The sequence below is a fragment of the Streptomyces panaciradicis genome (assembly GCF_023516615.1).
Classification (GTDB): Bacteria; Actinomycetota; Actinomycetes; order Streptomycetales; family Streptomycetaceae; genus Streptomyces; species Streptomyces panaciradicis.
The window spans coordinates 17,120-40,197 of the sequence record NZ_JAMGBF010000059.1; the positions used below are offsets into that span (position 1 = coordinate 17,120).

Consider the following 23,078-nt stretch of genomic DNA (forward strand, 5'->3'; position numbering starts at 1 on the left):
GTGAACGCGACCGACGACAGCTACCGCTTCGACGACCTCACCGCCCTGTTCATCAACTGCACACTCAAGCCGTCACCCCAGCAGAGCCACACTCAGGGCCTGATCGACAAGAGCCGGGCGATCATGACGGCGCGGGGGGTGCGGACGGACGTGATCCGCGCCGTCGACCACGACCTCGCGCCCGGTGTCTATCCGGACATGACCGAACACGGCTTCGCGACGGACGAGTGGCCGGCGCTGTACGAGAAGGTCATGGCCGCCGACATCCTGGTGATCGCCGGACCGATCTGGCTGGGCGACAACAGCTCGGTCACCAAGCAGGTCATCGAACGCCTCTACAGCTGCTCCGGCCTGCTCAACTCCGAGGGCCAGTACGCCTACTACGGCCGCGTCGGCGGCTGCCTGATCACCGGCAACGAAGACGGCGTGAAGCACTGCGCGATGAACATCCTCTACAGCCTCCAGCACCTGGGCTACACCATCCCGCCGCAGGCCGACGCCGGCTGGATCGGGCCGGCGGGGCCGGGACCCTCGTATCTGGACCCCGGGTCGGGCGGACCGGAGAACGACTTCACCAACCGCAACACGACCTTCATGACCTGGAACCTCATGCACCTGGCCGCGCTGCTCAAGCGCGCCAAGGGCATCCCGGCCCACGGCAACCAGCGCTCGGAGTGGGACGCGGGCTGCCGCTTCGACGCCCCCAACCCCGACTACCGCTGAGGTCTGCGTGCCCGGCACTGTAGAAAGGACCTATGCCGGAGCGCGACACCCCTGAGGGGGCCATGGACGATGTGGATGCTGTCACCAGGGCGGTACTGACCGCCTCCCGCCTGCTGGTGGCGGTCTCGGCCCGTTCCCTCGGCGAGGTCGAGGAGCGGGTGACCCTCCCGCAGTTCCGGATGCTGGTCGTGCTGCACACCCGGGGTGCCACCAAACTGGTGTCGCTGGCCGAGCTGTTGCAGGTGGCGCCGTCGACGGCGATGCGCATGGTCGACCGGCTGATCGCGGCCGGGCTCGCGGACCGGCAGACCAACCCGGACAACCGGCGTGAGACGCTGCTGCAGCTCACCGAGGAGGGGCGGCGCACCGTCGAGGACGTCACCGCCCGCCGCCGCTCAGAGATCGCGGCCATCGTCGCCCGGCTCGGCCCCACGCAGCGGCTGGCCCTGATCGAAGCGCTGGGCGCCTTCAACAGGGCGGGCGGAGAGCCCCCGGCCGCGCCGTCGGCCGACAGCTCCGAACTGCACCCGCTCGGCTGGAGCATGGACGAGACGGTCGCCCACGACGTGTGAGAACGCCGCGGCGACCCCACGTGGGTCCGGTCATCCGGCGGCCGGTGACGCGCCGGGCGCGGGGGTGTCGGCCGGACCCGTCGTGACGCCCTGTGCGGGGACTCCCGGGGGCACGGTGATCGCGACCATCGGTGCTCCGGGCTGCGGTGCCGGGGGTGTGACCTGGCTGGAGGGGAGTGTCGGCGGGCTCGTCTCCTGGACGTTGACCTGGTTGAAGTTGACCAGTCCGGTCGTCTCCATCTGGGTGATGTGGTCGAGGACCACGTCGTTCGCCTGGTCGGCGAGCCGGCGCACGAGGGTGTTCTGCGTGGTGGAGCGGATCTTGGCGATGGTGTTGAAGATCGAGCCGTGAGTGACGCGCAGGGTGTTCGCGAAGTCGCTGTCGAACTGCTTGCCGGTGTCCGACTTGAAGGTGTCCAGAAAGCCCTGCTGCTGCGGTGTCGGCTGGTTGGGGAGGGTGATGTTCAGCATCGGGGCGATCCTGCGGCAGCTCGCGTCGAGGGCGGCGTGCCCGATGACCAGGTGCCGGCCGGCCTCGCGTACGGCCGCGGTCGTTCCCTTCCGCAGGGCCAGCTCTCCCGAGGGGCTCTCCCACAGCCCGGCGGAGCGCACGAACACGACGAAGTTCCGGTCGGCCTCGGTGAGCGGCCCCCACTGGGTCTGAGTGATCACGCGGGACTGGTTGGCGGACGTCGTCTGGACGCCGAGCATGCTCGGATAGGCCAGGGCGGCCAGGGTCACGCTGAGTGCCCCGCCGACGAAGACGGTTCCGATCGTGCTGCGCGACTTGGGCATCGTGCCTCCTGGGGCGGACGGGACGTACGCCCACTGGTACGAGCCTTCATGGAAAGAGAACCTTTGCTCGGAGTAAAGCTTGCACTATGCCAATGTTGGGCTCCGAGGGTCGGTGATCCGTCCGGAGTCGCTGCGTCAGGCGGGCGCGTGGACCGCGCGGAGGGCGCTTTGGTGGCTGAGCCATCCGACCGGCCTGCCGTGTGTGTCGTCGAGGACGGGCAGGCCGGTGCCGGCGGCGGACAGCAAGGTGTGCAGGGCTTGGGCCAGGGGCTGGTCGGCGGTGATCGGGGACGGTGGTTCGGCGAGCTGCCCGACCCGGGTCGGTGCCGCCTCGGGCTGTTCGGCCAGGGCCTCGGCGACCGCCTGTGCGGTGACGACGCCGACGTACGCGCCCCTGTCGTCGACCACCGGCAGCGCTCCGTGGCCCGACAGGCTCAGCAGGTCGGCGGAGTCCGCCAGGGTCGTGGACGACGGCAGGGGTGAGGGCAGCGGTTCCATGACGGCGCCGACGTGCTGGGAGCCGATCGGGGCGCCGGGGGCGGGGCCTTCGAGGTCGATGCCGCGGCGGCGCAGTTTGAGGGTGTAGATGGTGTCGCGGGTCAGCAGACGGCTGGTGGCGGTGGCCAGGACGATGGCGAGCATCAGTGGAAGGATGATCGAGTACTCGCCGGTCAGCTCGAAGAGGATGACCACGGCCGTGATCGGCGCGCGCGCCGCGCCGGCGAAGACGGCGCCCATGCCGACCAGGGCGTAGGCGCCCACGGCGCCGGCGGAGTGGGGGAGCAGGTGGTGGACGCCGATGCCGTAGGCCGAGCCGAGCATCGCGCCGATGAACAGGCTGGGCGCGAACACCCCGCCCGAGCCGCCGATGCCGATGGTCAGGCTGGTCGCCAGCATCTTGCCGAGCAGCAGCAGGATCAGGAAGCCGACCGCGTAGTGACCCTCGGTGGCGTTCTGCAGGACGGGGTAGCCCACGCCGTACATCTGCGGCAGGGCCAGCAGCACCAGTCCCAGGAGCAGGCCGCCGGCCGCCGGGCGCAGCCACTCCGGGCCGCGCCAGGCGAAGTCGCAGGCGTCCTCGATCAGGTACAGGAAGCGGGAGAAGCCGACCCCGACGACCGCGGCGCCGACGCCGAGCGCCGCGAACAGGCCGTACTGGGCGAGATGGTCGACATGGAAGTCGGGCAGGTTCAGAAAGGCGCTGTCGCCGAAGGCTGCGCGTCCGATGACACTCGCGGTGACGCTGGCGAGCACGGTGGCGCCGAAGGCTTCCGCGCTGAAGGTGCTCAGGATGAGCTCCATGGCGAAGAACACGCCGGCCAGGGGAGCGTTGAACGTGGCCGCGATGCCGCCCGCCGCGCCGCAGGCGACGAGCAGCTTCATCCTGCCCTCGGTCACCTTCGTGACCCGGCCGAGCGTGGACCCCAGCGCCGAGCCGATCTGCACGATCGGGCCCTCGCGGCCCACGGAGCCGCCCGAGCCGATGCACAGGGCGGAGGCCAGCGTCTTGACCACGGCGACCTTGGGGCTGATGCGCCCGCCGCGCTGGGCGACGGCGAGCATCACCTCCGGCACGCCGTGCCCGCGGGCCTCCCTGGCGAACCGGTTCACCAGGGGGCCGTACAACAGGCCGCCGACGACGGGGGCGAACACCACGAAGTACGGGCCGAGCCAGGGCAGGTGCGGATTGCCGGCGCCGGGGGAGGCGGCGTAGTCGGCATGGCCGGAGAGCAGGTGGGTGAAGGTCTTGATGCACCAGCGGAAGACGATCGAGCCGACCCCAGCCCCCGCGCCGACGGTGACCGCGAGCGCCATCAGACCCCAGGGAGCGGCGCGCAGACCTCCGGGCGCCGGGGCGGGGGCGAAGCCGATCGTCGTGGTGCTGGGCACGTGCCGTTGTCCGTCCCTGGCCGCCGGTGTGGAACTCATTGCTCCCTCTCTCACCTTTGCACAATGCAAAGCGCCTATCCTTGCATTATGCAAAACGTGTCAAGAGTGCCCGCTTCGAGGGGTCTGTCCATCGCGTGAGCGCGTGATCGTCAGGTGTGCCGGTGGCGCCGAGTTGCAGGCCAGGCGGACCGCGCACTCCAGCAGCAGAGCGTGGACGAAGGCCTGGGGCAGGTTGCCGCGCAGCTGCCGCTGACGAACGGTCGCCGGTGACGGTGTAGGCGGGCCGCAGGCTGTCCCCGTCGGCCAGGACGCGTTCGGTGGTGAAGCGCACCGCCTCGTCGAGCAGTTCGTGCGGTCCGTGCGCGGCGACGGCCAGGCCGGCGTAGCACTGGTCGCGCAGCCAGGCGTACCGGTAGTCATAGCTGCGTCCGGAGTTGGCCCGTTCGGGCAGGGAGGTGGTGGCGGCGGCGACCATGGCGTCCGTGCCGGAGGTCAGCCCGCGCTGCACGGCGTAGGCATGGCCGGCGTCACGAGGCGCCGCGAGTCCTGAGCAGTCCGGCATCCGGTGCCCCCACACGTGCTCCGTCGCGCGCCACAGCTCCCCGGCGTCCAGACGGGGAGCGTCGTCACCGCGGGTGAGCTCCAGCACGAGATCGTGCTCCTCGCCCCTGCGCAGGTGGAACTCGCCGCTCAGGCCCTGCCCGGGGTCCCACGACGCGTGCCGTGCCCCGAGGAGCCGGAGCCGCAGCCCCTTGGCCCGGGCGACCCAGGTCCCGCCCTCGAAGCGAGGGTCGTCCATCCGGTGCGCGCCGAAGCCCGGACGCACGTCCAGGCTCAGCCGCAGCCTGGCCTCGCCCCGTACGACCCGCTCCGGCGACGCTGCCTGCACCCCGGCGGGTAGTGGCGCCGGGCCGCCGCCGACGACGACGGCCCCGAGGCCGCCCTGCTCGTGCCGACCGGCGGGGTGCTCCGGTCGGACCGACGGCGCCCGGAACCTGCTCGCCCGGCGGCCTCGCGAAGCACGGCTCCGGTCGGTGACGCGCCGCCCAGGAATCCGCACATGCCGTCGGACCCGGCCCGTCACGTACACGGCTCCGTCTCCGAGGCCACTGGGTGACCGGGGGGTACCCGAGTCCCGTGGCCGGAAACGCCCGCACGCGGACGGCCGGCCCCGCGCACACCGCCGCGTCCGCCGGGAAACCTCGGTGGGGCGAACTCTTCCGACCCGCGACCGCTTGACCTGCACTCATGCGGGTACTGAAAGGTGTCGGCCAACCTCGGCGACCGGACGGTGAGGAACATGGAAGTGTGCGCACAGCCTCGGGCCCTCGGGCCGCTCGACGTCACCTTCGCCCGGGCGCCCGGCACCGTCTTGCAGCACTTCGCCGCCGCCCGTGCGGGCCTGACGGAGAAGAGCTGACCTCGCGTTGGGCGGACCCATGGGATTCCTGGCCCGCGTGGATGCCTACCAGCGACGCCACCGCTGGGTGGGCCTGCCGCTCGGGGTGGTGTACAAGTTCTACGACGACCAGGTCACCTACCTGGCCGCGCTGCTGGCCTACTACGCCTTCTTCTCCCTCTTCCCGCTGCTGCTGATCCTCGTCGCAGTCCTCGGAGCCCTGCTCCACGGCGACCCCGGACTGCGGCACCGTGTCATCGACTCCGCGCTCAGCGAGTTTCCCGTCATCGGCGACCAGATCGGCGAGAACGTCCACTCCTTCCACGCCAGCGGCGCCGCACTCGTGGTGGGCATCGCGGGCAGCCTCTACGGCGCGCTCGGTGTGGCCCAGGCCGCGCAGTACGCCCTCAACAAGATCTGGGCGGTGCCCCGGCACGCGCGGCCGGACCCCCTGCGTTCACGACTCAAGGGCCTGCTGTTCCTGTCGATCCTCGCGGTCGGCCTGTGCGTGGCCACCGCGCTGACCACCGCCGAGGCCGCGGCCGGCGTCTTCGGCACCCGCCTCGCCACCGGCATCCAGGTCGCCGCCGCGCTGGGGGCGACCGTCCTCAACGCCGCTCTGCTCCTGCTCGCCTACCGGGTGCTGACCCACCGCCGGCTCCCGGCGCGGAAGCTCTACGGCGCCACGCTCGGCGGCGCCTGCGCCTGGCAGGTGCTGCAGTGGGGCGGCTCGTACTACGTGGAGCACGTCCTGCGGGGCGCCACGGCCACCTACGGCATGTTCGGCATCGTCCTCGGTCTGCTGGCCTGGCTGTATCTCGGGGCCCTGATCTTCCTGACGACGGCCGAGGTGAGCTCGGTGCGCGTGATGCGCCTGTGGCCGCGCAGCCTGCTCACGCCGTTCACCGATCAGGTGCTGCTCAGCCCGGGGGACCGCCGTGCCTACCGGTCGTACGCCGAGACCGAGACCTTCAAGGGCTTCCAGAAGGTCCGCGTACGCTTCGAGCCGCCGACCCGGACGCCGGGCGACGACCTGCCCCGGGAGGAGGGGCCGTAGGCCCCGGCTCCAGCCGCGCAGGGCTGCCTCTTCACCGATGAACGTGACCTCGGTGCGGTTCTTGCGCGGGGTACTGCCCGCTTCACCCGGTCGCGGGTCATGAGGTGCAGTGGCCACCCCTGTGAAGAAGGGTGGCCCGTATGACCGACACACCGATGCACCTGGAGGGTCTTCGGGCCTACGCCCAAGGAGAGCTCTTCCTGCTGAGCCGGGCGGGTGAAGCGTTCGAGGGCCTCGTCTACAACACCAGCGGGTTCGGCCCGTGCCCGGCCGATGCGTTTGCGGCGATCGACACCGCGCAACTGGCGAAGGACACCGGGTGCGATCTGGTGTGGAAGAACCCGAGACGGTTCTGGATGATGGACACCTTGACCATCGGCCTCGCTGGCGATCCCCGTGAGCTGGGTGGTCTGATGTTCAACTGCCTGGCTGACATGAAGATGCCGGCCGACTTCGACCCGCAGCGGGACCAGTCGGCGCTGGCCTACCGGCCGATGCAGATCCACCGGGCCAACACGTACAAGTTCCTGAGCGGGCGTCCGGTGTTCCTCTTGAGATCGCCCGATGGGATCACCTGGGTGATGCAGACCTTCACCGATCATGTGGATCACAGCCTGACAGAATCGGCGCTTCCCCGCCTGGCCGAGCGCCTCACTCTGCCCGAGGGTTGGACGTACAAGGCGCGCACGGTAGACCGGGACCTGATCATCACCACCCACGGCCTGGCGCACATCGTCTCCGACAACCTTGCCAACATGTACCAGGGCTGCGTCGACGGGGTGAACAACTTTGATCCCTGGGACTGAACACCGGCCATGAGTGACAAGGTCGAGGTGACGGTCGAAACCTTTGTCCGGGCCGAATCCAACCGTGCGATGGCGAAGCTGATGGCGGTCTGCGGTGGCGTCAACCGGTGGCATCACAACCGGGTGCCGACACCGCTCGATCAGCAGACATCGGTCCGGATGAACCGCGACACGCTGTACAGCTTCGCCGTGCTGGACTTGGCTGAAGGCGCTACGGCCCCGCCGATGTCGCCGAGGCCAACGCCCTGCAGGACGGTCTGGGGCTGTCCGCGGGGTCGGCTGAACCCCTCGTCGTACCCGACTACGACGAGGATTCCCTCGGCGCCGTACGGGCAGCGCTTGCGGTGCTCGGCCGGACCCTGCCCGGAACTGAGCGGATGTTCGGCCGCCGAGAGGACGTCGACCCTGTTCGGCACCTCATCGGTACGGCGGTGGGCTGGGCCGGCCTCCCCGAGAGCGAGGCGTTCTACCTGCTGGTCGAGCCGGGCCTGCCCGTCGGGCGGTACCGCATCGTGGTCGGTGACGTACCCGTCGACGGCTTCTGGTCGATCTCCCTCTACAACGCTGACGGCTACTTCGAGGACAGCAGCGAAGGCGGATGCGTCCTCAACCAGTTCAACGCGCGAAGGGAGCCGGACGGCTCGGTCGTCATCAACCTCGGAGGGTGCGCCGACGGGCGCCCCAACTGCCTGCGCATCATGGACGGCTGGCCCGAGATCCTCGACGGCACCTGGACCTTCCCGACCGTGGAACCCGCGGACTGAGAATGCACCCGATTCCCTGACCGGAGACGTTCGGAACACGATTCCCCCAGATCGTTCCGGGGCCGCCCCAGGGTCGAGCTTCGCTTCTGTGCGCGAGGCGTGAGGCGGGCGTGAGGAGTGTGGTGAACCGGCGGGGCCGTCGTGATCGCCGGGGGTGCGATCGTCCTCCACGGGGCATCAGCTCCCATCCTGGGCGACCGCTACGGCACACGGTTCACCAGGACACTCCGCATGGAACCGAACCTGAGGGAGAACGCCCTCGCGCGGCACGACGGCCCGTGTCGACGGAGTCAGCTGCCTTCTGCGGAACAGGGACGCCGGCCGCCCGCGAGGCCGGACCGCCGCAGCCATCGGCACCTGCGTACCCAGAGGGAGGAACTTCTCGCAAACAGAGCCAACCGCGCGTCCCGCTCTCGCCAAAGACAGCGTGTACGGCACCTGTCACACATCGATCGCCCTGCCTGGGAGCCTGCTGGCCAGTACGGACGCCGTCCGGCCGGCCGAGGGCATGCCGCCGAACCAACCAGAACGTACGTGGCGTCGCCCCACACACCCGCCCCGCGCGGCGCGAAGACCGCCACGTCCAGTACGCCGCGGATCAGCAGCGTGACCACGACGGCGGCGAGAGCCGCGACCACCGCCGTGGCGGCGCCGGTCGCCCACAGCCGTCCCGCCGCCACGCCGGTCGCCTGCCCGTCCTGGTAGCCGACCGGGCCGCGCGGCGGTTAGTCCCCGTACTGCGCCACGGGCGGTAGCGATCAGGCGGGCGCGGACGTCCGCCGGAACTTCTCGACGGCGGCGGGCGTGACCGGGGTGAAGAAGTTGACGAGGTTGCCGTCGGGGTCGCGGAACAGCAGGGACCGGTTGCCCCAGGGCATCGTGGTGGGTTCGGTGACGAAGTCCCTGACGTACTCGGCCAGGTTCTGGTGCACCCGGTCCACGTCGTCGACGAGGAACTCGGTGATCACGCTCTGGTTGGCCGCCGGGCGGGCGGAGTCCGGGGCGAACAGGGGGACGGTACGGGTACCGGCGATCGCGAGGGTGGCGTATGCCGTCCTGATCTCGGCGAAGTCCTCGGTGGCCCGGACCGCCGGCAGCCCCGTGGCCCGTTCGTAGAAGGCGACGAGACGGGCGACGTCGCCGGTGATGATGCGGATCGAGACGAACTCCATGGTGATCTCCCTGGCTGCGTGAACCTGCTGTGGACTTCCTCGGAGGGGACCGCGTCGAGCGGGCCGCCGCGGAAGCGCTGCACTCCGCAGACTAGGAGCAATAGAGGACAGAATCCGTCCTGTATCCGCTTAGGCTGTTCGCATGCCTGGACCCACCGGCCGTGTGCTGACCCTCCTCGAACTGTTGCAGTCGGGCGGCACCCGGACCGTGGCCGAGCTCGCCGACCGGCTCGGCGTCGAGGGGCGGACCGTGCGCCGCTACGTGGACCAGCTGCTCGACCTCGACGTGCCGGTGGAGTCGGTGCGCGGCCGCTACGGCGGCTACCGGCTCGCCCCCGGGTACCGGCTTCCCCCGCTCATGCTCAGCGACGACGAGGCACTGGCCGTACTGCTCGGACTGATCGCCGGCCGCCGGGCGGGACTGACACCGGAGCACACGGCGAGCGAGACCGCGTCGGCCAAGATCCGGCGAGTCCTGCCGAAGCACACCGCCCGCCGCCTCGACGCACTCCTGGAATCGCTCGACTTCACCGATGGGCCCGGAGCGGCCGCCGCCCCGGACACCGGAGTCCTGCTCACCGTGACCGACGCGGTGCGCCACCTCCGGCCCGTGTCGGTCCGCTACACCGACCGCGACGGACGGGGCAGCGAACGTGTCCTGCACCCGTACGGGGTGGTCGCCCACTCCGGCCGGTGGTACGTCACGGGACGGGACGCCCGGATCGGCGAGGACCGGACCTTCCGCCTCGACCGCATCGCGGACGCCCGCACCCTGCCCGGCACGTTCGAGGTCCCCGAAGGGCCCACGCCGGCGCAGCGCCTGCTGTCGGGGTTCGCCACGGCTGAGTACCGGCACGAGGTGACCGTCCGGGTCCAGGGGACGGCCGAGCAGATCCGCGCCCGCCTGCCCGCCGGCGTCGCCACCCTGGCGGAGTGCGAGCCGCCGGAAGGCGGGGGCGAAGGGTGGCTGCGTGTCGAGTTGCGGGCGGAGCGCCTCGACTGGCTGCCCGCGACGCTCGCCTCGCTGGACCGCCCGTTCGTGATCGATCGCCCCGACGAACTGCGCGACCGCGTCGCCGAGTTCGCGGCCCGGCTCGCGTCCTTCGCCCACCGGAGCTGACATGCGGTGGAGCGGTCAGGCGGCCTGCTGGGAGGCGGCCGCGTCGGGGTGCAGGTCGTCCAGGGTGAGCGGGTGCGCCGGGGGATCCGGCAGGGCGACCTGGCGGGTGACGTGGAGGTCGGGGCCGACGTGGAGCAGTTCGCCGGGCTCCAGCGGGCGCCAGTGCGGGTTGTCGTCCATGCGCTCGCTTGCGACGACGACCGCGGGGTGCGCGGCCAGGTGCGCCGAGTGGACGCGCATACGGCCGTGGCTGCCGCTGTGGTCCAGATGCCTGCTGCCGTGCTGACCGCCCGCCGGGCGCTCCAGGACGTAGAGGTCGTGGGTGTCCGGGTAGCGCAGCGCCCACAGCTCGCGGGGGGTGATGAGGATCAGGTTCAGGGCGAAGAGGGGCACGTGCGCGGCGATCCAGCGGGCGGCGTCCCGCAGGCCGGGCGTGAGGTCACCGTCGTGCCGGCGCGTCTCCCGGGTGATCAACGCGAAGAACCGCTCGGAGTCGGTGTCGCCCCGGACCAGGGAGCGGTCCTCGCCCAGATGCTCGTCGAGCCGGTCGAGCCCCTCGATGACTCCGTTGTGCGCGAACAGCCGGCCGTCCTGTTCGAAGGGGTGGGTGTTGCGGACGTCCAGGCTGCCCGTGGAGGCGAAGCGGACATGGGCGACGAAGGTCGCCGACTCCTCCTGCCGGGCCTCCTGCGCGAAGGCGCGGTCGCGGTAGGCCGCGATGGGGGCCTTGTCCACGCGCGGGGTGCCGTCGGCGGCGAAGAGGCCGAGGCCGGTGCCGTCGGGGTCGCGGTGGCTCTGCCGGCTGAGGCTGTCCGGGGCGTCGAGGAGCCAGAAGGTGGCGTGGGTGCGGAGCGGGGCGCTGGTGAGGCCGAAGAGGCGGCACATGAGGTTCCTCCAGGACAGCCGGTCTGTGGTTCCGTGTGCGGGTCGGCGGCGAACGGCGCTTTCTGTGGGTGAGGCGACGGGAGGGCTCTATCAGGAGTGTCCCCTCAGGCCCGGTGTGAATCCCGCACTCGCCGCCGGGTCCCCCTGGGCGGTTCCCGCCTCACGGGGAACCGGCCTGACCGTACGCCGTGCGCCATGCGGCGGGAGGCATGGCCTCCTGGCGTCGGAAGAAGGTGGTGAAGTTGCCGACGTCGCGGAAGCCGAGGCGCCGTGCGCAGCCGGTGACCGGGAGGTCGGTGTGGGCGAGGAGCCTCTTCGCCTCCAGCAGGATGCGCTGGTCGAGGAAGGCCTTGGCGCCCGTGCCGGCGGCGGCGCGTGTCGCCCGGGTGAGGGTGCGCGCGTCGTAGCCGAGCGCCCGGGCGTAGTCGGTCACCTGGTGCCAGTCGGTGAAGTGCTCCTCGACGGCGGTTCGGTAGGCGCGGAAGACAGCCGTGTGCCGTGTGCCGGGTTCCGGCGCGTCGGTCGCGGGCGGTGTCTCGGGCAGCGCGCGCAGGAGCAGCGCGGCCAGCAGGTGGGAGAGCAGGGCGGGAGAGGCCAGGTGCGGCGCGTGTGCCGCCGTCTCGTGCTCGCGGCCCAGGTGCTCGGCCGCGAGCAGGGCGAGGTCCAGGCGCTGCCCGTCCACCTGCCAGCTCACCGGCGCGGTGGTCTCCGCGCTGGTGAAGCCGGGGAGGAAACCGGGTCGGAAGAGGACGAGCGGCCCTTCGCAGGCGTCCACGTCGCTCCAGCGGTGCACCGTCCCGGGCCGGATCCAGACGGCGCTTCCCTCCGACAGCGTGAAGGCGTGGAAGTCCGCCTCGTGGCTTCCGGTGCCGGAGCGGACGAGGGCGAAGACGTGGAAGTCGGGGCGCTGGGGGAGTGCGCGCCGGCGGCGGGGGTCCATGGAGCGCAGCCCGGCGAAGTCGAGCACCTCCACGCCATGAGGTGAGCCGATGGCGGGCAGATAGCGCAGCTGTCGTACCGCATCGTGTCCGTTTTCCACAATTGTCGAGCCCCTTTTCACCGAGGGCCGGGAAGCGCCCCGCATACCGTCGAACGGGACCTGAAGAACAGGTCGGACAGTGCGGTCGAGCGTACGGCAGGGCGATGAGCAGGCGCTTCGCCGAGCCGGTGAGAGGCGAGCAGATGACGGAAACGACAATCCCGGTGACGGTCGCGGGCGGAGCGATGGAGGTACGCGCCGGAGGCACGAGCGGGCCGGCGCTGGTGTTCGTCCACTACTGGGGCGGCTCCGCCGGGACATGGAACGGTGTGATCGGCCGGCTGCGACCGGAGCAGGCGACCGTCCGCTTCGATCAGCGCGGTTGGGGGGCCTCGCGGGCCCTGCCCGGCCCCTACCACCTCGACCAGCTCGCCGACGATCTCGCTCGCGTCGTCGAGACGTGCGTGTCGGGGCCGTACGTCCTGGTCGGGCACTCGATGGGCGGCAAGGTGAGCCAGCTTCTCGCGGCACGTCGGCCCACCGGACTGGCGGGACTGGTCCTCGTCGCCCCGGCGCCGCCGCAGCCGCCCGCCATGGTGACGGAGGAGTACCGCCGGGGTCTGTCCCACGCGTACGACTCGCCGGAGACGGTGCGCCACGCCGTGGAGCATGTGCTGGCCGCCACCCCGCTGCCCGAGACGGAGTTGGGCGCCGTGGTGCACGACAGTCTCGCCGCCGGTGACGCGGCCCGGCAGGAGTGGCCCCTGCGGGGGATCGCACAGGACATCACCACGGTCGTACGAGGCATCGACGTTCCGGTGACGGTGCTGGCGGGGGAGAAGGACGTGGTGGAACCGTCGCGGGTGCTGCGCGAGTGCCTTCTGCCGCACCTCCCGCACGCCACCCTGACCACCGTCCCGAGGGTCGGGCACCTCCTCCCCCTGGAAGCACCGGAGGCCGTCGCGGCGGCTCTCCATGACTTCCTGGCCCACATCACGGGCCGAGCGGAGGCAGCGGCCGACGGCGGAGAAACGACAAAGGGCGCCGGCATCAGGTGACCGAACGGGCGATTGGCGGCGGTTGCGGGCAAACCCAGACCTTGCGGCCGGCTGCCGGATAGCTTCCTCATGTTGTCACACCGGGTGATCGTCCCTGTGCGATCCCGAGGAAGCCGTACGGAGGTGCGCCGATGGATCCGGCGACGTTGGTGGTGCAGGCCCTGGTCACGGGCGCGACGACGGGTCTCGGCGGCGCCGCTTCCGCCGCCGTGACGGATGCCTACCGGGCGCTGAAGGAAGCGCTGAGCAGCCGACTCTCCGGCCGCCCCGGAGCCCTGGAACAGCTCAGCGCTCTGGAACGGCGGCCGGGGGCGCCCGCCGAGGGGCTGGTCCGCGAACTCGTGGTGACGGGGGCCGTGGACACGGAGGTGATGGAGCACGCCCAGCGCCTGCTGGCCCTCCTCGCCCCGCCCGCGGCACCCCCCTCGGCCGGCGGGATCGATCTCCGCGAGGCCAAGGGCGTCCAGGTCGGCAACGGCACCACCCAGAACAACACCTTCCACTGAGCGGCCGTCCGCACCCGGAGAGTCGAAAGAGCACGCAGCTGATGAAGAACAGCCGGATCAAGGGCGCCCAGGTCGGCGACGGGAACGTGCAGAACAACACCTACCTGCCCCCGCAGAGAGGCGGGCACCGCTCGCGGGTCCACGACTCCTCGGCGACCGTCACCGCGGGCGACCACGCCACGATCAACCAGAAGAACACCCACCTGAAATTCTCGATCCCCGTGATCGGGCCTCTGCTGTCCATGACAGCCGCACATCCAGTGATCGCCGGCGCCACGGCCCTCGTGGTCGTCGGGGGCGGCGGCCTCGCCACCAAGGCCGCCCTGTCCGACCCGCCCGCCGCCGTGTCGACCGCACTGGTACGCGGCTTCCACCTGCAGGACAGCAATGGGGGCGCACCCGTCGGGTACGACTTCTCCCACACCCCGCCCTCGCGGGCGGGCACGAACACCGACGCGATCTATGTCTCGGGCGGCTATCTGAACGCCACCAACGGCAAGCTGGCCGACTGGGATTCGAAGAAGCTGCCCACGGCGTCCGACTGCCGTAAGGCGGTCGCCCGACATCCGGTCCGCCAGACCGTGCTCTACTCTCTCGACGTCACCTGCTACGTGGACCGCGACGGCAACCCGGGGTACATCCAGGTGACCGGTTCCGACAGCGAGTCCACGATCGTCGACACCGCTCATCTGCGATGAGCGGGCCCGCCGACGCCGCTCGCGAGGCGGCCGCGATCAGCGCAGGCGGACCGGAAGGGAACGGTGGCCGTTCGAAATGAAGGAATCGACCGGCTTCAACTCCTCCTGGCCCACCGCGAGTCGCAGCTGCGGGAAACGGCCGAACAGCGCCGGCAGCGCGATCCGCGCCTCCAGCCGTCCCAGCGGCGCGCCCAGGCAGAAGTGCGCTCCGTAGCCGAAGGCCAGGTGCTCCTTGTCCGGGCGGGTGACGTCGAAACGGTCCGCGTCGACGCCGTGGCGGCCCGGGTGGCGTCCGGCGGCGGCGTACGCGGCCAGAATGGCCTCGCCCTTGCCGATCACGACTCCTTCGGGACCGCCGAACTCCGCCATCGCCAGGTCCTCCACGGCGTACCGCAGGGGCAGGCTGGCGACCGGTGCCTCGACGCGCAGGGTCTCCTCGACGACGTCGTCCCAGGAGGCGTCGCCGCCATGCACCAGGGCGAGTTGATCGGGGTGGGTGAGCAGGGCGTGGACGGCCTTGTCGAGGAGGTTGACCGTGGTTTCGTGACCCGCGCTGACCATGAGCATCAGCGTGTCGAGGAGTTCCTGCTCGCTCAGGCGGGTGCCGTCCTCGTCGTCGTGGGCCGCGATGAGGGCGGTGGTCAGGTCGTCACCGGGCGAGTCCCTCCGCAACGCGACGAGTTCGGCGAGCACGGCGTAGAACCGGGCGTACGTGTCGGTGACTTGCTCGGGCGTGGCGGAGGTGTGGAAGACACCGTCCACGACGGCCCGCAGTTCGGCGCCCAGTTCCTCGGGCAGGCCGAGCAGTTCGCCGATCACCCGGATCGGCAGGGGGTAGCAGAACTCCTCGCGCAGATCGACGGTTCGTCCGCCCTCGCCCGCCGACTCGACCTCGTCCAGCAGGAGTTCGGTGATCTCCTCGACCCGCGGCCGGAGCGCCGCGGTACGGCGCGCGGTGAACGCCTTGGAGACCAGGGCGCGCAGGCGTTTGTGCTCGTCCCCGTACGCGGTGAACATGTTCTGCACGGACACCCAGCTGAACAGGGGCCAATCCGGCGCGATGTCGCCCTTGATGAAGCGGGACCAGTGCCGACGGGCGTCCTTCGAGACGCGGGGGTCGGTGAGCAGGCGCTTGAGCAGGCCGGGGTCGCTGACGGCCCATGCCTCGACGCCGTCGGGGAGCGCGACCGGCGTCACCGGGCCGCGGTCACGGATCCGGGCGGCCTCGCCGTGGATGTCGCCGCCGGTCGGGTCGATCACCAAGGGGTCCGGGTCGACGACCAGGGGATCGGGGTGTGCCATCGCAGCCTCCGAGGATCAGGAACCTCACCGTACGGACGGCAAGTTACGGCGCCGTGGCGTGGCCGCACGAGACCGCACGGCACGAACCGTCACGATTCGTGCCCGCGACCGGCACGATCCGGCCGAACGGCACAGGCCCGGTGCCGCTACCACCCGGTGCCGTCGTGGAAGGCTCCGCCGGTGAGGACCGGCACCACGGCGCACGCGTCGAGTTCGGTCGCGACGGCCACGTCGTCGGCGAAACCGCTCCGGGCCAGCTCAAGGCCCGAGGCGCACGAGGCCACGGCGGCGGCGACGTCGGACGCCTGGGTGAAGCAGGCCCGGGCGGCGGCCGCCTCGGGGGAGAGGGGGCCGGCGCCTCGCGCCGCCAGTGCGTCGATGACGGCCCCGGCGCCCAGCAGGTCCTCCAGCGCTGGGCGCAGGCTTCCGTCCGGCCACCGCTCACCCGCGGCGATCACCACGAGGGGACGCTCCGCGGTGCCGTGCCCCTGTCGCGCCAGCAGACGGCCCACCGCCGCGGCGTTGCGCAGACAGCCCGCCACGACCGTCGAACCGGCCGCCGCCGCGGAGATGGCCGACCCGTTGGGCGAGGGCAGCACGAGACGGGGCGTGAACGGCGCCCGCCGGAGGGCCGCGGGAGACAGCGACCACGGCGAGGCAGGGGTGGCGGCGCGCCGGCCCACGGCCAGTGCCGCCCCCTTGTCCCGGGCGAACGCGGCTGCCGTCTCGTCACGCCACGCACAGGGAAAGACCTGGGTGCCCGCCTCGACGGCGACGGTCACCGATGTCGTGAACGACAGCACGTCGACGACCACCAGGCAGCCGGTGTCGGACGCGAGGTGCCGGGCGCCGACGGGGCCCCACTCGAACCGGACCCCGGACTGCCCTTGCAGGAACCAGTCGCTCATGGCGGCAGAGTCTGACATCGGCTCGATCCATGAGGAGGGAGATCCCGGATTCTCCTCCCGCCGCGGATCAAGGCAGCGGAGCGGATAATCGCTTGTCTCCCGGCGGCGGTCGTGGATGCAATGACCGCATGGTCACCCAGGTGCGCCCACAGGGCCGAGACGCGCATCGGCCAGCCCTGGTCCGCGGCGGCCGGGGCGGACCGGGGACGACTCGCGAGGCGGGAGCTGCCGACGCATGAACACCTCACCCTCTCCGTCCGGTACCGAGCGGGCCGTCCGGATCGGTGTCCTCGTTCCGCTCACCCGGCCCGGCTGGGTAGAGTCCGGCCGGCACCTGCTCGCCGGACTCGAACTGGCCGCCGAGGAGGTCAACGAGGCCGGAGGGATCGGCGGGAGACCTCTGGAGCTGGTCGTCCGTGACACCGCGGCCGACCCGGGCAAGGCCACGGCGGCCGTGGAGGAACTGGCTCAGCTGGGCGTCGCCGCCCTGGCGGGGGAGTACCACAGCGTCGTCGCCCGCGCCGCCGCCGCCCGCGCCGACGCCCTCGGTCTGCCCTTCCTCTGCTCGTCGGCGGTGCTCGACGCGCTCACCGAGCGGCCGACGGACTGGGTCGCGCGCATTGCCCCGGCGCAGTCGTACGGCTGGCGCGGTTACGCGGACTTCCTCCTCGGCGCGGGCCACCGCCGCGTCGCCGTGGCGACCGAACCGAGCGTGTACTGGGCCTCGGGAGTCGGCATCCTCCGCGACCGACTCGCCTCCCACGGCGCGACCTTGACCGAATGCGATGCGCGTACGCTCACCCCCGCCGCCCTGTGCGACGAAATCGCCGGCCATCGGGCGACCGCCCTCCTGCTGCTGGTCGGCTTCCCCGAACCGGCCGTGCCGATCGTCAGACGCGTCCGCGACGACCCGCGCCTGGCCGGGATCACGCTGGGCGCTCCCGCCGGGCAGCCGGAGCTGGCCGAGTGGGCGGCACTGCTCGGCGACGCCGGTGCCGGCGTCCCGTTCCTGCGCTACCTGCCCGAGCGGATGACCCCGCTGGGCGCCCGCGTCGACGCGGCGCTGCGCCAGCGGCTGGCCGGGGCGCCCTCCTTCGTGGCCTTCGAGGGCTACGACACCGTCGTCGTCCTCGCCGAGCTGCTGCGAGCGCACGGCACGGACCGGGCGCGTACGGCCGCGTCCTGGCCGCGCGTCGCCGTCGACGGCACCCGTGGACGGGTCCGGTTCACCCGCCGGCCCGGCATCGGCGTCTGGCAGTGGGCCTGGGCACCGGTTCAGGTCGTCGACCGCGATCCGGCGCAGCCCGACCGCTTCCGCGTCCTGCACACCGTCGGGTAGCCCACCTCGTGGGCCCTCTCAGGGGCGTCGACCGCACCCGGCACACCAACCCTCCTTCCCCCTCCGGGCGCTGTTCGCGCGAGCGACGGGTGGAGGCGGGCGCCGAGGGCGTCGAGGGGGTGTGCGAGTCTGGGCAGCGTTGCAGACGCGCCGTGAGAGTGGAGGATGAGGGCGATGCGGGAGGCCTATCACAAGGAACTGGAGTCGATCAGCGAGGCGCTGGTGGAGATGGCGAACCTCGTCGGCTCGGCCATGGGCCGCGCCACCGGCGCCCTCCTCGACACCGATCTCCGGCTCGCGGAGAGCGTGATCGACACCGAGGGCCAGGTGGAGGAGCTGCAGCGGAATCTGGAGGAACAGGCGATCGCGGTACTGGCACGCCAGCAGCCGGTCGCCACGGACCTGCGCGTGGTGGTCACCTCACTGCGGATGAGCGCGGACCTGGAGCGCTGCGGCGTCCTCGCACAGCACGTGGCCAAGCTGGCCCGGCGCCGCCACCCGCAGCACGCCGTGCCCCGGGATCTGCGCCGGACGATCCTGGAGATGGGCCAGCTCGCCCAGCGCCTCATGGCACAGGCGGCCGAGGTCCTCATCACCCAGGACCTCGACGCCGCCCTGCAGTTGGAGCGGGACGACGACCGCATGGACGAGCTGCACCGCATGATCTTCCAGCACCTGATGGACGAACGCTGGCACCACGGCGTGGAGACGGCCGTCGACGTCACCCTGGTGGGCCGCTACTACGAGCGCTTCGCCGACCACGCCGTCTCCATCGCCCGCCGGGTGGTGTACCTGGTCACCGGCGAACACGCCGACGACTACCTCCCGGAGACTCCCGTCATCCACTGAGCCCGGCGGGCCCGCGCGACCGGCGGGCTCCGCCGCCCGTCACAGGGTCGCGGTCGTCTGCTCCCCGGCCGCGCTGCCCGTCAGCCACTGGTCCCACGACAGGTTGAAGTCGGCGTAGCCGTTGTCGGCCGGCGCCTTGGCGCGGGGGGAGCCGGTGATGGTGACCGGGTCGCCCTGCTTGACCTGGCCGTAGAACCACTTGGCGTCCGACATGGACAGGTGGACGCAGCCGTGCGAGCCGCGGGCGCTGCCGCTGCCCGGGTACGGGTCGCCCGTCGAGTAGTGCACATACGTGCCGGACTGGGTGAGGTGGACGTCCCAGGGCAGCGTGAGGTCGTAGTAGTTGGCACTGCCCTTGTCGCAGCTGATGCCGACACTGCAGGAGGTCATGTGGACCTTCTCCTGCTTGTCGATGACGGCCATCGTGCCGTTCCACGTCGGGTACTCGGCGCTGCCCGCGTTGATCGACAGGGTGCGCACCAGCTTGCCGTTGCGGGTCACCTTCATGGTGTGGCCGGTGACCGAGACGTCCGCGCGCACGTCGTCGCCGATCTTGAAGGTGTGCGTGTAGCCGTGCACGCCGTAGCGTCCGTTGCCGTTGCCGACGCCCTTGAGATCGGCGTCGATCTTGACGGTCGTACCGGAGGGCCAGTAGTTCTTCGGCCGCCAGTCGGCGCGCCTGTCGCCCATCCAGTGCCAGGCGCCCTCGACCGGCTGGGAAGCGCTCACCTTCATGTGCTTCTCGACCGTGGCCCGCGCCTTCGCCGCCACCGGGTTGCTGAAGATCACCGAGATCGGCATGGCCACGCCGACCGTGTTGCCCGTCTGCGGGGTGATGGTGTCCAGCAGCATCGGCGGGCCCGCGGGCTTCGTCGGCTTGGGCGAGCTGCTCGCGCTGGCCTTGCCCGAGGCCTTCCCGTCGTTGGCGCTCGCCTTGTCGCCGCTGCCCCCGCCGCAGGCACTCGCGCCCATCAGCGTCGCGACCGTGACGAGTGCGATCCCTATGCTGCCCTTGCGCCGTCCCACGCCGTGCTCCGCTCTCTCTTGCTCCCCGGCCCTGACGGGCCCGCCTTTCTGTCAGACAGTGATGCACGGGGGCGCAGTTGCGTGCGGCACACAGATCTTTAGTGATCCACGTCACTTGAGCTGCCGGATCGGGCCGGCGTAGCGGGCCGTGGTACGCGCTGCGGGACGAGGCCCGCCGCGGCGGCCGTCAGGGGGACCTGGGCGATGTCGAGGCGGGTCGGCTCGGTGAGGTACCGGGCCAGTGCCGGGGAGCTCTCGCGGTAGGCCGGATCGTCGTCGTAGCGTCGGCGGGCGGTCGCCGAGACGTACTGCCTGTCCTCTCGATGGCCGATGGGCCGGTGCAGCGGCCTGAAGAGGCGATACAGGCCCGTCCGGGACTCGTGCACCGGGCCCATGGGGTCCGCCTGCACGCGGAAGTCGATGCTCCGGTCCGGCTTCATCACGGCCGGTCCGCGCGCGCTGAACGCCTCCGCGTCGAACTCCAGGCCGGCAAGGCGCGCCTGGTCCACCATCCACAGCAGGGCGATGTCGGACAGCCCGGTCTCCCGCTCGCCGCCGCCTATGTCGCAGTGCACGCCGGTGAACCAGACCTGCTCCAGCGTCTGGCCGCCCGCCGCGGCCTCGGGCCGCTGATTCCACAGCGTCGGCCGGAACGCCTCGCGCCGCTCGTCGATCGCCAGCGCGTGCCGGGCCACCCGGACCCGAGGGCCGAGGTCGGTGTCGTGGAACGCCCAGCGGCGGTTGACCACGCGCACGACCGGAGCCAGCCAAGGGGGACCCGGTACGGGGATGCCGAGGGCGCCGACCGTGTCCCATTCTCCGATGAAGTGGATGTCCGTCTCGTGCGCGTAGGCCCGCCGGAAGAGGGTGGAGGCCGCGCCGTTCGGCTTCTCGATCCGGCTGCGGTACAGCGCCCACGCCTCCTTGGTGCGGTGGGCGTTGCGGCGGCGCAGGATTCCGCTGTTGTTGATCAGCCCGGCCAGGCTGCGGGCGGTGAACGCGCCCCGGCTGAAGCCGAACAGGTAGACGTCGTCGCCGGGTTCGAAGTTCTCGACGAGGAAGCGGTAGGCGCTCAGGACGTTGTGGGACAGGCCCACGCCGAACGCCCCGCCGCGCAGGTGTTCTCGCCGGCGGGTGCCGACGCCGCTGTGGTAGTACACGCGCTGAGGTGTCCCGTCGGCGGAGCGGGGGAGAACGGCCAGGGCGACCTTGGTGACATTGGTCTTGCTGGGCTGGTCGGCGAGATTCCATGTCCCGTCGCAGCAGACGACCAGACGTCTGGCCATGTCGGGCCTCCTTTCGGGCGCCTCACACGGCACAGGGGTGCCGCTTTCATGGTCGCACCGCCGACGGGCCTTGCGAACCGTCCGTACGGGACTTCGCCGTCGCCCGAGGCGAGCCGAGCGACCGCGCATCGAAGACGCCGGGGACGGACGCCGCTGCTCTCCCGATGCGCGGTCGCTACGGACCACGGGTGCCGTCAGGGTCAGGGTGCTACGGCGCGGCCGGTCTGGGGCGAGATCCGCCCCGCGCACAGGCCGCGGGCGGCGAGCCCCTGCGCGATGCGCGGGATCGCGGCGACCGTGTTGGCGGGCCAGTCGTGCATGAGGATCACCTGGCCGTTGGTCAGGCGTCCGGCGGCCGCCACGATCGCGTCCGTGCCGGCGCCGTTCCAGTCCTGCGAGTCCACGTCCCAGATGATCTGCGTCAGGCCGTACTTGGCCGCCACCGTCCGGACCGTGGAGTTGGTCTCGCCGTACGGGGGCCGGAACAGCTGGGGCGTGCCCCCGCCCGCCGCGGAGACGGCCTGCTGGGTGCGGGAGATCTCCGAGTCGATCTGGGCCTGGCCGAGCGTGGTCAGATGCGGGTGCGTGTAGGTGTGGTTGCCCACCCACATGCCTGCCGCGACCTGGGCCCTGACCTGGGCAGGGTTGGCGGCCGCGTACTGCCCCTCGTTGAACATCGTGGCCCGCAGCCCGCTCTGCCTGAGCGCGTTCAGCAGGTTGGGTGTGTTCCCGGACGGGCCGTCGTCGAAGGTGAGGCCGACATAGCCGTTGCACGTGGCGGCCCGGGCGGGACCGGCGTGCGCGGTCTGGACGGCGAGGGTGGCCGCGGCGGCCAGCGTGACGGCCGTGAGGGCCGTCGTCACGGGGCGGTGCGAGCGCCGGGTCGCGCTGCTCATCCCGACACCGTGATGTTGGAGCTGCCGCTGCTCTGGTATCCCTCCGTCGCCAGGATCATGTAGTACTTGAAGCTGCCGAGCGGCATCCCGGCCCGGCCCCAGGCGTCGAAGTGGTTGCCGGTGGTGATGGTGCCGCCCGTGCGCCTGGACTGGCGCACGCTCCAGTACTGGTTGAAGGTCTTGTTGCCCTCGACGGACGGGGCGTTGTAGCGGGTGGTCTGGTAGATGTCGTAGGTGCCGCCGTCGCTGCTGACGGTCCCTTTGTACGTTCCCGTGGGCCGGTAGGTGCCCCAGTTCTCGACGATGTAGTACTCGACCAGCGGGTTGGACGTCCAGCCGTACAGCGACAGGTAGCCGTTGCCGGAGGGGCTGAAGCTGCCCGAGTAGCTGACGTTCCTGCGGGCGCCCGTGCTCCAGCCCTTGCCGGCGACGAAGTTGCCGGTGTTGCGCCAGCTGGTGCTGTAGTTGCCGCCGGAGTTCAGGGTCATGGAGACCGTGCCCTGGGCGTCCGTCCAGAACGAGTAGTAGAAGCCGTTGTTCGTGCCGGTCTGGTTGGTCGTCACGACGGTGGCCGCGCGGGCGGTACCGGGCAGTGCCAGCGCGGCCGCGCCGCCCAGCAGCAGGGCGCCGACGCCCCTGCGGGTGATCTCGTGCGTCATGTGGGGGTCCTCCTCGTCCAGAGAGGCGGGGTTGCGGTTCGGTCCGCCAGTTTTGGCCTGCACCCGTCAAGCGTCAATAGTTTCGGTAGTTATTTCGAAACATTCGCCATTGATTCGCCACGGTCAGATGAGTTTTAGCCAAGAATGGAATCGCGGTTCTAGATCAATTGGAGAGAACTGATCAATCGAATGTTTCGGAGTTCTTCCGGTTCGAAGAGGGCGACCCGAATGCATATGACGTCGGGAACAGGGGCGATCCCGCGCCGAAGAACACCGTCAACCAAGCCCGAAGAGCGCGCAGTTCGCGCCTGCGGCGAGGCAACCAACAGGCTCCCTCACCCCTGTTCACATATGGCACACAGATTCCGACGTGCCTCACCAACCGCCAG

23 protein-coding genes and 1 pseudogene are annotated in these 23,078 nt (G+C 71.1%); 12 read left to right on the plus strand and 12 right to left on the minus strand.

The window, feature by feature from the left end:
- Complete coding sequence (locus tag M8J74_RS20635) at positions 1-723, plus strand: flavodoxin family protein (protein WP_249837843.1); 723 nt, start codon at positions 1-3, stop codon at positions 721-723.
- Positions 724-755: 32 nt separating this feature from the next.
- Positions 756-1,295, plus strand: a complete 540-nt coding sequence (locus M8J74_RS20640) for a MarR family winged helix-turn-helix transcriptional regulator (protein ID WP_249837844.1) — start codon at positions 756-758, stop codon at positions 1,293-1,295.
- A gap of 30 nt (positions 1,296-1,325) precedes the next feature.
- Here M8J74_RS20640 and M8J74_RS20645 read toward each other — a convergent pair whose 3' ends face one another.
- The 3 genes from M8J74_RS20645 to M8J74_RS44850 form a co-directional block, all read right to left on the minus strand.
- Positions 1,326-2,090: a DUF4142 domain-containing protein gene (locus M8J74_RS20645; protein WP_249837845.1), complete on the minus strand. Its 765-nt coding sequence runs from the start codon at positions 2,088-2,090 to the stop codon at positions 1,326-1,328.
- 135 nt (positions 2,091-2,225) lie between these two features.
- Positions 2,226-3,905 (minus strand): chloride channel protein, encoded by a 1,680-nt coding sequence (locus tag M8J74_RS20650; protein ID WP_249837880.1) that lies wholly within the window; start codon positions 3,903-3,905, stop codon positions 2,226-2,228.
- Positions 3,906-4,065: 160 nt separating this feature from the next.
- Positions 4,066-4,869: a glycoside hydrolase family 15 protein gene (locus tag M8J74_RS44850; RefSeq protein ID WP_249837846.1), complete on the minus strand. Its 804-nt coding sequence runs from the start codon at positions 4,867-4,869 to the stop codon at positions 4,066-4,068.
- 550 nt (positions 4,870-5,419) lie between these two features.
- On the opposite strand from M8J74_RS44850, the gene M8J74_RS20660 reads away from it, so the two are divergent.
- The 4 genes and pseudogenes from M8J74_RS20660 (at position 5,420) to M8J74_RS20670 (ending at position 8,006) form a co-directional block, all read left to right on the plus strand.
- Positions 5,420-6,436, plus strand: a complete 1,017-nt coding sequence (locus M8J74_RS20660) for a YihY/virulence factor BrkB family protein (RefSeq protein WP_249837847.1) — start codon at positions 5,420-5,422, stop codon at positions 6,434-6,436.
- A gap of 140 nt (positions 6,437-6,576) precedes the next feature.
- Positions 6,577-7,242 (plus strand): hypothetical protein, encoded by a 666-nt coding sequence (locus tag M8J74_RS20665; RefSeq protein WP_249837848.1) that lies wholly within the window; start codon positions 6,577-6,579, stop codon positions 7,240-7,242.
- 81 nt (positions 7,243-7,323) lie between these two features.
- Positions 7,324-7,443 (plus strand): annotated as a pseudogene (locus M8J74_RS45025) (DUF1254 domain-containing protein); the annotation flags it as partial.
- 176 nt (positions 7,444-7,619) lie between these two features.
- Positions 7,620-8,006 (plus strand): DUF1214 domain-containing protein, encoded by a 387-nt coding sequence (locus tag M8J74_RS20670; protein WP_249837849.1) that lies wholly within the window; start codon positions 7,620-7,622, stop codon positions 8,004-8,006.
- A gap of 758 nt (positions 8,007-8,764) precedes the next feature.
- Here the strand turns inward: M8J74_RS20670 and M8J74_RS20675 are convergent.
- Positions 8,765-9,178 (minus strand): VOC family protein, encoded by a 414-nt coding sequence (locus tag M8J74_RS20675; protein WP_249837850.1) that lies wholly within the window; start codon positions 9,176-9,178, stop codon positions 8,765-8,767.
- 142 nt (positions 9,179-9,320) lie between these two features.
- On the opposite strand from M8J74_RS20675, the gene M8J74_RS20680 reads away from it, so the two are divergent.
- A complete protein-coding gene (locus M8J74_RS20680) occupies positions 9,321-10,298 on the plus strand; it encodes a helix-turn-helix transcriptional regulator (protein WP_249837851.1) in 978 nt (325 codons plus the stop codon).
- A 15-nt stretch (positions 10,299-10,313) separates the two neighbouring features.
- Here the strand turns inward: M8J74_RS20680 and M8J74_RS20685 are convergent, their stop codons facing one another.
- Together M8J74_RS20685 and M8J74_RS20690 are read right to left on the minus strand one after the other, a co-directional pair.
- Positions 10,314-11,183: a class II glutamine amidotransferase gene (locus M8J74_RS20685; protein WP_249837852.1), complete on the minus strand. Its 870-nt coding sequence runs from the start codon at positions 11,181-11,183 to the stop codon at positions 10,314-10,316.
- Between the two features lie 160 nt (positions 11,184-11,343).
- Entirely contained in the window at positions 11,344-12,222 is an 879-nt protein-coding gene (locus tag M8J74_RS20690; protein ID WP_249837853.1) for an AraC family transcriptional regulator, read from the minus strand.
- 143 nt (positions 12,223-12,365) lie between these two features.
- Between M8J74_RS20690 and M8J74_RS20695 the strand changes: the two genes are divergently transcribed.
- The 3 genes from M8J74_RS20695 (at position 12,366) to M8J74_RS20705 (ending at position 14,424) form a co-directional block, all read left to right on the plus strand.
- Positions 12,366-13,220 carry an alpha/beta fold hydrolase gene (locus M8J74_RS20695; protein ID WP_249837854.1) on the plus strand — a complete coding sequence of 285 codons (855 nt, stop codon included), beginning with the start codon at positions 12,366-12,368 and terminating at the stop codon, positions 13,218-13,220.
- Between the two features lie 131 nt (positions 13,221-13,351).
- A complete protein-coding gene (locus tag M8J74_RS20700) occupies positions 13,352-13,726 on the plus strand; it encodes a Het-E N-terminal domain-containing protein (RefSeq protein WP_249837855.1) in 375 nt (124 codons plus the stop codon).
- A gap of 41 nt (positions 13,727-13,767) precedes the next feature.
- A complete protein-coding gene (locus tag M8J74_RS20705; RefSeq protein WP_249837856.1) occupies positions 13,768-14,424 on the plus strand; it encodes a hypothetical protein in 657 nt (218 codons plus the stop codon).
- A gap of 36 nt (positions 14,425-14,460) precedes the next feature.
- Here M8J74_RS20705 and M8J74_RS20710 read toward each other — a convergent pair whose 3' ends face one another.
- Together M8J74_RS20710 and M8J74_RS20715 are read right to left on the minus strand one after the other, a co-directional pair.
- Positions 14,461-15,726 carry a cytochrome P450 family protein gene (locus tag M8J74_RS20710; RefSeq protein ID WP_249837857.1) on the minus strand — a complete coding sequence of 422 codons (1,266 nt, stop codon included), beginning with the start codon at positions 15,724-15,726 and terminating at the stop codon, positions 14,461-14,463.
- A 146-nt stretch (positions 15,727-15,872) separates the two neighbouring features.
- Positions 15,873-16,652, minus strand: coding sequence for a 2-phosphosulfolactate phosphatase (locus tag M8J74_RS20715; RefSeq protein WP_249837858.1), 780 nt, complete (start codon positions 16,650-16,652; stop codon positions 15,873-15,875).
- 217 nt (positions 16,653-16,869) lie between these two features.
- Between M8J74_RS20715 and M8J74_RS20720 the strand changes: the two genes are divergently transcribed.
- Together M8J74_RS20720 and phoU are read left to right on the plus strand one after the other, a co-directional pair.
- Positions 16,870-17,973, plus strand: coding sequence for an ABC transporter substrate-binding protein (locus tag M8J74_RS20720; RefSeq protein ID WP_249837859.1), 1,104 nt, complete (start codon positions 16,870-16,872; stop codon positions 17,971-17,973).
- Between the two features lie 174 nt (positions 17,974-18,147).
- The gene (gene phoU / locus M8J74_RS20725; protein ID WP_249837860.1) at positions 18,148-18,822 is read left to right on the plus strand and encodes a phosphate signaling complex protein PhoU; all 675 of its coding nucleotides are present in this window, start codon (positions 18,148-18,150) and stop codon (positions 18,820-18,822) included.
- 39 nt (positions 18,823-18,861) lie between these two features.
- Here the strand turns inward: phoU and M8J74_RS20730 are convergent, their stop codons facing one another.
- From M8J74_RS20730 to xynA, 4 genes are all read right to left on the minus strand, one after another.
- Positions 18,862-19,794, minus strand: a complete 933-nt coding sequence (locus M8J74_RS20730; protein WP_249837881.1) for a L,D-transpeptidase — start codon at positions 19,792-19,794, stop codon at positions 18,862-18,864.
- Positions 19,795-19,946: 152 nt separating this feature from the next.
- Positions 19,947-21,134 carry a T6SS phospholipase effector Tle1-like catalytic domain-containing protein gene (locus tag M8J74_RS20735; RefSeq protein WP_249837861.1) on the minus strand — a complete coding sequence of 396 codons (1,188 nt, stop codon included), beginning with the start codon at positions 21,132-21,134 and terminating at the stop codon, positions 19,947-19,949.
- A gap of 200 nt (positions 21,135-21,334) precedes the next feature.
- Entirely contained in the window at positions 21,335-22,030 is a 696-nt protein-coding gene (locus tag M8J74_RS20740; RefSeq protein WP_249837862.1) for a polysaccharide deacetylase family protein, read from the minus strand.
- On the minus strand, positions 22,027-22,689 hold the full coding sequence (gene xynA / locus M8J74_RS20745) for an endo-1,4-beta-xylanase XynA (protein ID WP_249837863.1): 663 nt from the start codon (positions 22,687-22,689) through the stop codon (positions 22,027-22,029). Before xynA ends, M8J74_RS20740 begins: the two co-directional genes overlap by 4 nt.
- Positions 22,690-23,078: the final 389 nt, after the last annotated feature.

Excerpts from the sequence above, each read along its gene's own strand:
- M8J74_RS20640 (WP_249837844.1), top strand. The coding sequence starts at position 756 with ATGCCGGAGCGCGACACCCCTGAGGGGGCCATGGACGATGTGGATGCT.
- M8J74_RS20645 (WP_249837845.1), bottom strand. The coding sequence starts at position 2,090 with ATGCCCAAGTCGCGCAGCACGATCGGAACCGTCTTCGTCGGCGGGGCA.
- M8J74_RS20650 (WP_249837880.1), bottom strand. The coding sequence starts at position 3,905 with ATGGCGCTCGCGGTCACCGTCGGCGCGGGGGCTGGGGTCGGCTCGATC.
- M8J74_RS20660 (WP_249837847.1), top strand. The coding sequence starts at position 5,420 with ATGGGATTCCTGGCCCGCGTGGATGCCTACCAGCGACGCCACCGCTGG.
- M8J74_RS20665 (WP_249837848.1), top strand. The coding sequence starts at position 6,577 with ATGACCGACACACCGATGCACCTGGAGGGTCTTCGGGCCTACGCCCAA.
- M8J74_RS20670 (WP_249837849.1), top strand. The coding sequence starts at position 7,620 with ATGTTCGGCCGCCGAGAGGACGTCGACCCTGTTCGGCACCTCATCGGT.
- M8J74_RS20675 (WP_249837850.1), bottom strand. The coding sequence starts at position 9,178 with ATGGAGTTCGTCTCGATCCGCATCATCACCGGCGACGTCGCCCGTCTC.
- M8J74_RS20680 (WP_249837851.1), top strand. The coding sequence starts at position 9,321 with ATGCCTGGACCCACCGGCCGTGTGCTGACCCTCCTCGAACTGTTGCAG.
- M8J74_RS20685 (WP_249837852.1), bottom strand. The coding sequence starts at position 11,183 with ATGTGCCGCCTCTTCGGCCTCACCAGCGCCCCGCTCCGCACCCACGCC.
- M8J74_RS20695 (WP_249837854.1), top strand. The coding sequence starts at position 12,366 with ATGACGGAAACGACAATCCCGGTGACGGTCGCGGGCGGAGCGATGGAG.
- M8J74_RS20700 (WP_249837855.1), top strand. The coding sequence starts at position 13,352 with ATGGATCCGGCGACGTTGGTGGTGCAGGCCCTGGTCACGGGCGCGACG.
- M8J74_RS20705 (WP_249837856.1), top strand. The coding sequence starts at position 13,768 with ATGAAGAACAGCCGGATCAAGGGCGCCCAGGTCGGCGACGGGAACGTG.
- M8J74_RS20710 (WP_249837857.1), bottom strand. The coding sequence starts at position 15,726 with ATGGCACACCCCGATCCCCTGGTCGTCGACCCGGACCCCTTGGTGATC.
- M8J74_RS20715 (WP_249837858.1), bottom strand. The coding sequence starts at position 16,652 with ATGTCAGACTCTGCCGCCATGAGCGACTGGTTCCTGCAAGGGCAGTCC.
- M8J74_RS20720 (WP_249837859.1), top strand. The coding sequence starts at position 16,870 with ATGAACACCTCACCCTCTCCGTCCGGTACCGAGCGGGCCGTCCGGATC.
- phoU (WP_249837860.1), top strand. The coding sequence starts at position 18,148 with ATGCGGGAGGCCTATCACAAGGAACTGGAGTCGATCAGCGAGGCGCTG.
- M8J74_RS20730 (WP_249837881.1), bottom strand. The coding sequence starts at position 19,794 with ATGGGCGCGAGTGCCTGCGGCGGGGGCAGCGGCGACAAGGCGAGCGCC.
- M8J74_RS20735 (WP_249837861.1), bottom strand. The coding sequence starts at position 21,134 with ATGGCCAGACGTCTGGTCGTCTGCTGCGACGGGACATGGAATCTCGCC.
- M8J74_RS20740 (WP_249837862.1), bottom strand. The coding sequence starts at position 22,030 with ATGAGCAGCGCGACCCGGCGCTCGCACCGCCCCGTGACGACGGCCCTC.
- xynA (WP_249837863.1), bottom strand. The coding sequence starts at position 22,689 with ATGACGCACGAGATCACCCGCAGGGGCGTCGGCGCCCTGCTGCTGGGC.